The sequence below is a fragment of the Dapis brunnea BLCC-M229 genome, from assembly GCF_050015995.1.
Taxonomy (GTDB): Bacteria; Cyanobacteriota; Cyanobacteriia; order Cyanobacteriales; family Microcoleaceae; genus Trichodesmium.
Genome location: NZ_JBNHEP010000233.1, coordinates 24,548 through 31,919, shown reverse-complemented (window position 1 = coordinate 31,919; position 7,372 = coordinate 24,548). Strand labels below are relative to the sequence as shown.

The 7,372-nt window shown below is 33.3% G+C and carries 5 protein-coding genes; 4 read left to right on the top strand and 1 reads right to left on the bottom strand.

What is annotated here, in order from left to right:
• Window positions 1-247 precede the first annotated feature (247 nt).
• Window positions 248-1,447, top strand: a complete 1,200-nt coding sequence (locus tag ACP6PM_RS27195; RefSeq protein WP_426590022.1) for a ferrochelatase — start codon at window positions 248-250, stop codon at window positions 1,445-1,447.
• Window positions 1,448-2,067: 620 nt separating this feature from the next.
• Window positions 2,068-2,313, top strand: a complete 246-nt coding sequence (locus tag ACP6PM_RS27190; RefSeq protein ID WP_426590021.1) for a hypothetical protein — start codon at window positions 2,068-2,070, stop codon at window positions 2,311-2,313.
• Between the two features lie 139 nt (window positions 2,314-2,452).
• On the opposite strand, the gene ACP6PM_RS27185 is transcribed toward ACP6PM_RS27190, so the two are convergent.
• Window positions 2,453-2,536 carry a hypothetical protein gene (locus ACP6PM_RS27185; protein WP_426590024.1) on the bottom strand — a complete coding sequence of 28 codons (84 nt, stop codon included), beginning with the start codon at window positions 2,534-2,536 and terminating at the stop codon, window positions 2,453-2,455.
• A gap of 1,101 nt (window positions 2,537-3,637) precedes the next feature.
• On the opposite strand from ACP6PM_RS27185, the gene ACP6PM_RS27180 reads away from it, so the two are divergent.
• Together ACP6PM_RS27180 and cdf31 are read left to right on the top strand one after the other, a co-directional pair.
• Complete coding sequence (locus ACP6PM_RS27180; RefSeq protein WP_426590020.1) at window positions 3,638-5,689, top strand: NAD-binding protein; 2,052 nt, start codon at window positions 3,638-3,640, stop codon at window positions 5,687-5,689.
• 328 nt (window positions 5,690-6,017) lie between these two features.
• Window positions 6,018-6,950 carry a CDF family zinc efflux transporter Cdf31 gene (cdf31, locus tag ACP6PM_RS27175; protein ID WP_426590019.1) on the top strand — a complete coding sequence of 311 codons (933 nt, stop codon included), beginning with the start codon at window positions 6,018-6,020 and terminating at the stop codon, window positions 6,948-6,950.
• The last annotated feature ends 422 nt before the right edge of the window (window positions 6,951-7,372 follow it).

Here is a 7,372-nt window from a genome sequence, read left to right as displayed (position 1 = left end):
TAACCATCCACATCCGGCGTGCGCTTCAGAAAATGAATTTTTATATTGCTCTATAGTTTTAGCTGTGTCAGTCCACTACTGGACTATCCAGAGATGACTTTTGACTTTTGACTTTTAAAAGCTTTATATAATCTCAACTATTTTAGTACCCATCCCCCCGGTGGGGAGTGTTAAACTAACACCAGAGTGAAACTACTCATTTTCTTTAATTGAGTTAATTAATAAACATAACTAGAGGAGCGCGCGCGTGGTTACAACTCCAGAAAAAATTCAAAACCCAACAAATTCTGCATCTCCCAATCAAGACAGAGTAGCAGTATTATTAATGGGATATGGCGAAGTAGAAAGTTATGAAGATTTTGCTAATTATAACGAACAAGCATTAAACTTACTTACTGCTAAATTTGCACCTGTTCCTACCTGGATATATCCTCCTTTAGCAAAATTATTAGCTATTTTTGACTTACATGAATGGAGTCATCAACATGGTAACTTCATCTCTCCTCATAATGCTATTTTTGAAAGTCAAAGAGCAGGAATTGAAAAAAATCTCCAAGTCAAATGGGGCGACCGTATCAAAGTTTTCAAAGCTTTTAACTTTTGCGCTCCCCACTTACCAGAACAAGTATTAACACAAATTAAATCTGAAGGATTTGATAAATTATTGATATATCCTTTGCTAGTAGTTGACTCAATTTTTACCAGTGGAATAGCCGTCGAACAAGTTAATAAAGCATTAGTAAAATTAGCAGATAAAACCGAACATTGGGTCAAAGGTCAACGTTATATTCCTTCCTTTTATAACGAACCTGATTATATTGACTTAATGGCAAAAATGGTAGAAGAACAAATTGTTAATGACTTAGCAATTGCTCATTTACCATCTCAAATAGGCATTGTTTTAACAAATCATGGTTGCCCCCACAAAGCCAAAGGTTTTACTTCTGGAATTGATGAAAGTCAAGCACTTTATGAGTCAGTGCGGGAACGTTTAATAAATCGTTTTCCTTTAATTTCTGTAGGTTGGTTAAACCACGATACTCCACTCATTGAATGGACTCAACCAGATGCTAAAACTGCAGCAAAAAACCTCATAGAATTAGGTGCAACATCTATTATATTTATGCCTATTGGTTTTGCCACAGAAAACCACGAAACATTATTAGATGTAGAGCATATTATTGAAGCTTTGCGTCGGAAACATCCAGAAGTAACTTATCGTCAAATGCCTTGTGTAAATGACCGCCCAGAATTTTTGCAGATGGCTGCGGAGTGGGCTAACCTTTATATTGAGGAATTATTGAGTGAAAATGCTTTAGCTGTTAATCCTTCTTTAGCAGTAGCACAAGCAAAGTCAACTCATAGTCATAGTCACAATGATGAGCATGGACATTCTCACGACCATCATCATCATCACCACGACCACCACCACCACCATCATCATTAGAAAGGAGTCAGGAGTCGGAATTGAATTTTTTACAACTGGTGAAAGTAATAGTTTAGGTTGGGTTTTGCTGCGTAAAAGTATGACCTAGGAAAAAAGCGGTAGTGCAACTCAACAGATATCTATTAGATATCTGGTCAAAAATAATGTAGGAAGGTTCCATAAAACCTCCCTACAAAAGTTTGAAGAAAGACTAATCATAAATTTATGGAGATGTCTATTAGACTTCTCGCAGAAGTCAGGGAATAGGGAATAGGGAGATAAAATTGTTAATTTTATATCTTGAATTTATTTAGTTAAAACTTTTGCAAGAGGTCTATTGTTGTTTGGTTTCCTTAAGGTCAACCTAACCAACAAAGTGCAAATTTTTTATTAATTACCAATTTAAGACTTTTTCTTAGTATCAAAAAAAACGATCGCCAACTTATCACATAGTCACAATATTGAAATGGGAATCAAGATTATTTGTATAGACAAATTTTCACTGTAGCAAAGTAAAAAAAATTAAAACTTGACTAAATAAAAGTTAAGGTTATAGGATAATTGATATATTCACTAACTAGGTAAATCGTGGATTATTACGCCAAAAAAATAAACTTAAAGAATTATAGGAGCTACTCATAATGACAGATTTAATCATAAATCAGGCCAAAAAATTTGGATTTTTTTGTAACCATGACTTACTTGGTTATTGGCAAATTATATCCCACCCTGTAAAACCGCAATGGAAACTACATCAACAGGAAGAAAACTGGTTACTTTCAATATCTAACGAACCTCATCTGATTTTGTTGCCAGAAGAAGTTATTGCTTTTCTTAGGTGGCGTTGGTTAACCCAGAAACAAAAGTCAGAATCTAAAATTTCTTGATAAATCAGCATTACTAAATATTAATGGCTTCATTGATTTTAAGTTCAGAACAAAGATATTTAGCAATACATATTGTTTGGTCAAGATAACCCGAAAAAATTTCTAGCATATCTTCTGTTTCGGTATAATACAAAATTGCTTATGCGAGAAAAATAATTTGTTGAAAATCCCTATTAGTTAAGTTGAAAATTTTGATTATTTGTAGCTGGTAGGTAAAATTAATATAGCTACAAAATATCCGAACTTGAGAATTGTTAAAGTTGCATTCATCGTCAAAAAAACGACTAAAAAATATGATTTGAGAGAATTTTAGAGAAATAATTAGATCGGTAATTTATTGTCAACAGGTCATTTCAGTTAACAGTTATCAGTTAACAGTTATCAATTAACAGTACCTATGGAATAAGGAGGCTTGACATAAGGAATATTTTCTTTGATCGAGGGGAGATTGGATATAGCGCACTTCGGAGCGGCTCTGCATTCTTCGGGAAACCTCGCCATCCCATCCTACTCCATGCTCCGCAAACGACCGCTTTTTATCCCCTATCCAAGGGGAGGCTTTAGAGCACAATTTTTCGGTAAGAAAAATACAAGCATAACTCATTAGCTTGAGAAAATTGCAAAATTAATCACACATACTCTAAGGCTGAAAAGTTTATATTGTAAAAATCACAGGGAATAAATAATAGTAATCAATTTTGCCTATGCATTTAGCAGCTTTCTTAAAGTTTATATCTATATTCAATAGACCTCTCCAGAAAATAAACTTGCTCTTTATTTAAGACAAGCTAGAGTTGTAAAATTCACTCTCCGAAATCATTTTTCGTATCTTTTTCGTGAAAATATATTCCCAGTTAAGTGTTCCCTGTTCCCTGTTTCCTACTAGCCGCAAAAAATATATATCTTTTTCGGAGATGTCTAATCTACAATAGCTGAAAGTAATATAGCAATCATATTTCAGTTGCAAGATTTTAGTGGTAATTAGGAGTCAGGAGTCATATCAAATCCGGTAGCATTGGTGTAATTAGATATTAGATAAGGAGTCAGGAGTCAGGAGTTAAGAGGGAAGAGAATTTAGAAAGATTTGGCAATGACGCGAAGATGGAACATTTTTTTATACCGAATTAACCGGATTTGATATCAGAATATAAATCGATATTAATTGTTCTTACAATATCTCATAAATCATTCCTGATTGCTGAGTGCTAACGGCTTCTTTAAGATTATATTAAGTATCTAATCATCAGTAATTATTCAGCTCTAGGAGTATGTTAATGTAGACTACTAATACTCTTAGACAGGATCTGAATCATTAGGAAAACCAATGTTCTCATCTACCCCTGACCATCAATATAACAATATAAACCCAACAACTGATACTTTACTTCAACCATCAATAGATCGGTTTTTAGTATGTGGGTTAGGTAGTTTAGGACAACATTGTGTAACAACATTAAAACAGTTTGGTGTAATTGTTAATGCCATCGACCTTATACAACCTCAATATTCGGAAGTTTCAGATTTATTTTCACAGTTAAATAAGTTAATTATTGGAGATGCAAGAGAACCTAATATATTAACAGAAGCTGAAGTTCAACAGTGTCGAGCCATACTTATTGTCACAAGTAATGAAAAGGTAAATTTAGCCATCGCTCTAGCAGCAAGATTACTTAATTTTCAAATTCGTCTTGTAGTTAGGTCTGCCAAAGAAAATCTCAATCAATTATTAGGCGAACAACTAGGAAACTATGTAGCATTTGAACCAACAGAACTACCTGCACCAGCTTTTGCTGTTGCTGCTTTAGAAGAAGAAATTATTGGTTTTTTTTACCTAGAAAAACAGCAAATAACAATAATAAAACGCCAAATAAATTTAGCTGAATCCTGGTGTGACCGTCCTATTTATCAACTCAACAATCGTCATCGGAAAGTCATCAGTTATGCCAATAATAAGACTGAATTATCATCAGATTTTTATGACTGGGATACAGATAAATTAATTCAAGCTAACGACAAAATAATTTATCTTGAACAGCCGGAATTTTTGGCTAGAAAGCATTCAGATAATTTGCATATCAAGCAGTTCATTTTTTGGCAAATATTACGGTCATTTTTGCAATTAAATCCTCGTAAAATCAAGAATTTAATTATTAACTACTGGAATTGGATTCAGGAAAATCCGATTCGTAATCTAGTTTTTTCTAGTGGTTTGACTTTATTAACTTTATTAGTTAGTGACACATTATTATTATGGTTTTACTATCCAGAGGCAACCTTAAGAGAAGCTTTTTATGGAACAGCAGTTTTACTACTTGGTGGATTTGGAGATATTTTTGGTGGCATTAAACTAGAGGAAGATTTTCCTTGGTGGCTGCAATTTTTGAGTTTAATCACAACATTAGTAGGAATTATTTCTGTAGCTCTGCTAAATGGTTTAATTACAGAAAGATTATTAAGTACAAAATTTAAGTTTACTAGAAGAAATCCTATCCCTACTCAAGACCATGTTGTAATTGTTGGTTTAGGAAGAGTTGGTCAACGAGTTGCTACTTTATTACAAAGATTTAAACAGAAGCTAGTTGCAATTAGTAGTACAGTAACTGAATCAGATATTACACCGAAAATTCCTCTAGTTACAGGTAATATAATCAAATCTCTAGAAAAAGTAAATTTAGCCACCGCCAAAGGAATTATTGCCGTTACAAATGATGAAATGTTAAACCTAGAAGTAGCATTAATGGGTTATTCTGTTAATCCCAATATTCGTTTAGTAATTCGCACTTCTGAACAACGTTTTAGTAATAATTTAGCCAAACTTTTACCCTATTCTGCTTTTATTTGTACTTCTGCCGTTGTCGCAGAAGCTTTTGCCGGAGCAGCATTTGGAGAAAATATATTAAGTTTATTTAGAATAGACCATCAAACAGTATTAGTAACTGAATATAATATTGAAACAGGAGATACTTTAAATGGATTAATTTTAGCAGAAATAGCTTATGGTTATGGAGTAGTACCAATCTTATATCAAAAACCACCAAATGAATCAAAATTAATACCCTCAGATGATATTAGACTTGCAGTAGACGATCGCCTAATTTTACTGGCAACAATTAATGGTTTAAAACGAATTGAAAATGGTGAAATAAAGGAACCTACTTGTCAAGTTATGATTGAATCTGCACCATCAGAATATGCTATATTTCAAGGAGCAAATGAAATTGTTGGTATTGCTGGATGCAGTATGCTTACCGCTAGAGAATTAATGAATAATTTGCCAGGAATATTACCAAAATCACTTTATAAACATCAAGCTCAAAGATTAGTCAGAACTTTGAACAAAACTTTTGTTCAAGCTAGGTTAATAATTAACAATTAATAATTAATAATTAATAATTATCTCTTTAAAACTTGAAAGTTTTTGTTTGTAGTAGGTTTAGCCCATGATACATTTATCTTATACCAAATTGATAAATGTTTGCTACGAATAGCTAGGCTATTTATTAGAAGTCCAGTAGTAGACTGTTTCATCTTAAATAGTGCCTTAGAATTTTCATTGCGAACGATAGTGAAGCAATCTCAAACCAATTTCCTATTGCATCATTTTAGTTGAAACAGTTTACTACTAATTCAATTCTTTTTTGAGCCAACCCAAATTATCCATTATCCATTATCCATTATGAATTATCAATTATCAATTGCTCACCATGTCTACCGATAACCGTAAACAAGTCCGCAAAGTATTAATAATCACTTTACTACTCAATTTATTAGTAATGTTCATCAAAGCAACAATAGCATTTTGGACAGGTTCCCTGAGCTTATTTGCAGATGCTTTACACAGTGTTACAGACAGTGCTAATAACATTTTAGGATTAGTCACAAATCATCTTGCTTCCCCCAAACCAGACCGCGAATATCCCTACGGACACCAAAAATTTGATGCTATTGGTGCTTTAGGTATTGCTGCATTCTTGGGTATTGCTTGTTTTGAAATTTTGAGTGGAGCGATAGAAAGAATAGTCGGAGGTACTCAAGAAATTGATATTTCCCCATCTGCGCTGTGGATATTATTAATTGTGCTAGGAATTAATATTTTTGTGGCATTTTATGAACGTCGGGTAGGGAAAAAAATTGGTAGTAGTATTTTAATTGCCGACTCTCACCACACCATGAGCGATATCTGGGTGACAGTAATTGTTATAGCTGGATTAATTGGTATTTGGCAAGGAAATATTTGGAATTTACCTATTTTCCCTTGGTTAGATGTGGTGTTAGCTTTTCCCGTCGCTCTTTTAGTGTTTCGGAGTGCTTGGGAAGTTTTAAAAGAAAATTTGCCTTGGTTGGTAGACTATATGGCAGTCGCACCAGAAGCTATTCATGCGATCGCGATGGAAGTTCCAGGAGTAGTTAACTGTCACGATATTGCTTCTCGCGGAGTTATAGGTCGTCAAGTGTTTATTGAAATGCACCTCATTGTTAATGGTGATGATGTAGAAACTGCTCATCAAATTACTGAAGAGGTAGAAGCGCGTCTACAAAAAAGGTTTTATCCTGCTAGAATTATGATTCATGTTGAACCTCCTGCTTATAAGTCAGAACATATTTCTTATTCTGAGGGAATAGGGAGTAGGGAGTAGGGAATAGGGAAGAGAAAAAATACCGTACCTGAAATCCGGTAGTATCGATATAAAAAAGTAGAGAAACCAGGTTTGTATTAAATATCCCACATAATAAATTTACCTTCTATAAACCCGGTTTCTTATAACACTCCAAAGCAAACTGATGCTATATCATATATGAAAATATTTGTCAATTATTTAGGCTAAAATTTTTAATAACAAAATTCTTGGTTGTTGAAAAAGTAAAGTTTTCCACAGTAAAAATATAGTTTTCCACAGAATTTTCCACAAAGATTAAGGTTAAGTTAAAAGCTAAAACATCAATTATTTAAGATTCACTAATATTGAAGTTATTTGAGGAGTGTAATCAAAAGTTTAGTCTAGACAAATTTATATTTTGTGGGAAAAATTTGCAAAAAATAGAGATTAATTTCTCTAAT

Excerpts from the sequence above, each read along its gene's own strand:
- ACP6PM_RS27190 (WP_426590021.1), top strand. The coding sequence starts at position 2,068 with ATGACAGATTTAATCATAAATCAGGCCAAAAAATTTGGATTTTTTTGT.
- ACP6PM_RS27180 (WP_426590020.1), top strand. The coding sequence starts at position 3,638 with ATGTTCTCATCTACCCCTGACCATCAATATAACAATATAAACCCAACA.
- cdf31 (WP_426590019.1), top strand. The coding sequence starts at position 6,018 with ATGTCTACCGATAACCGTAAACAAGTCCGCAAAGTATTAATAATCACT.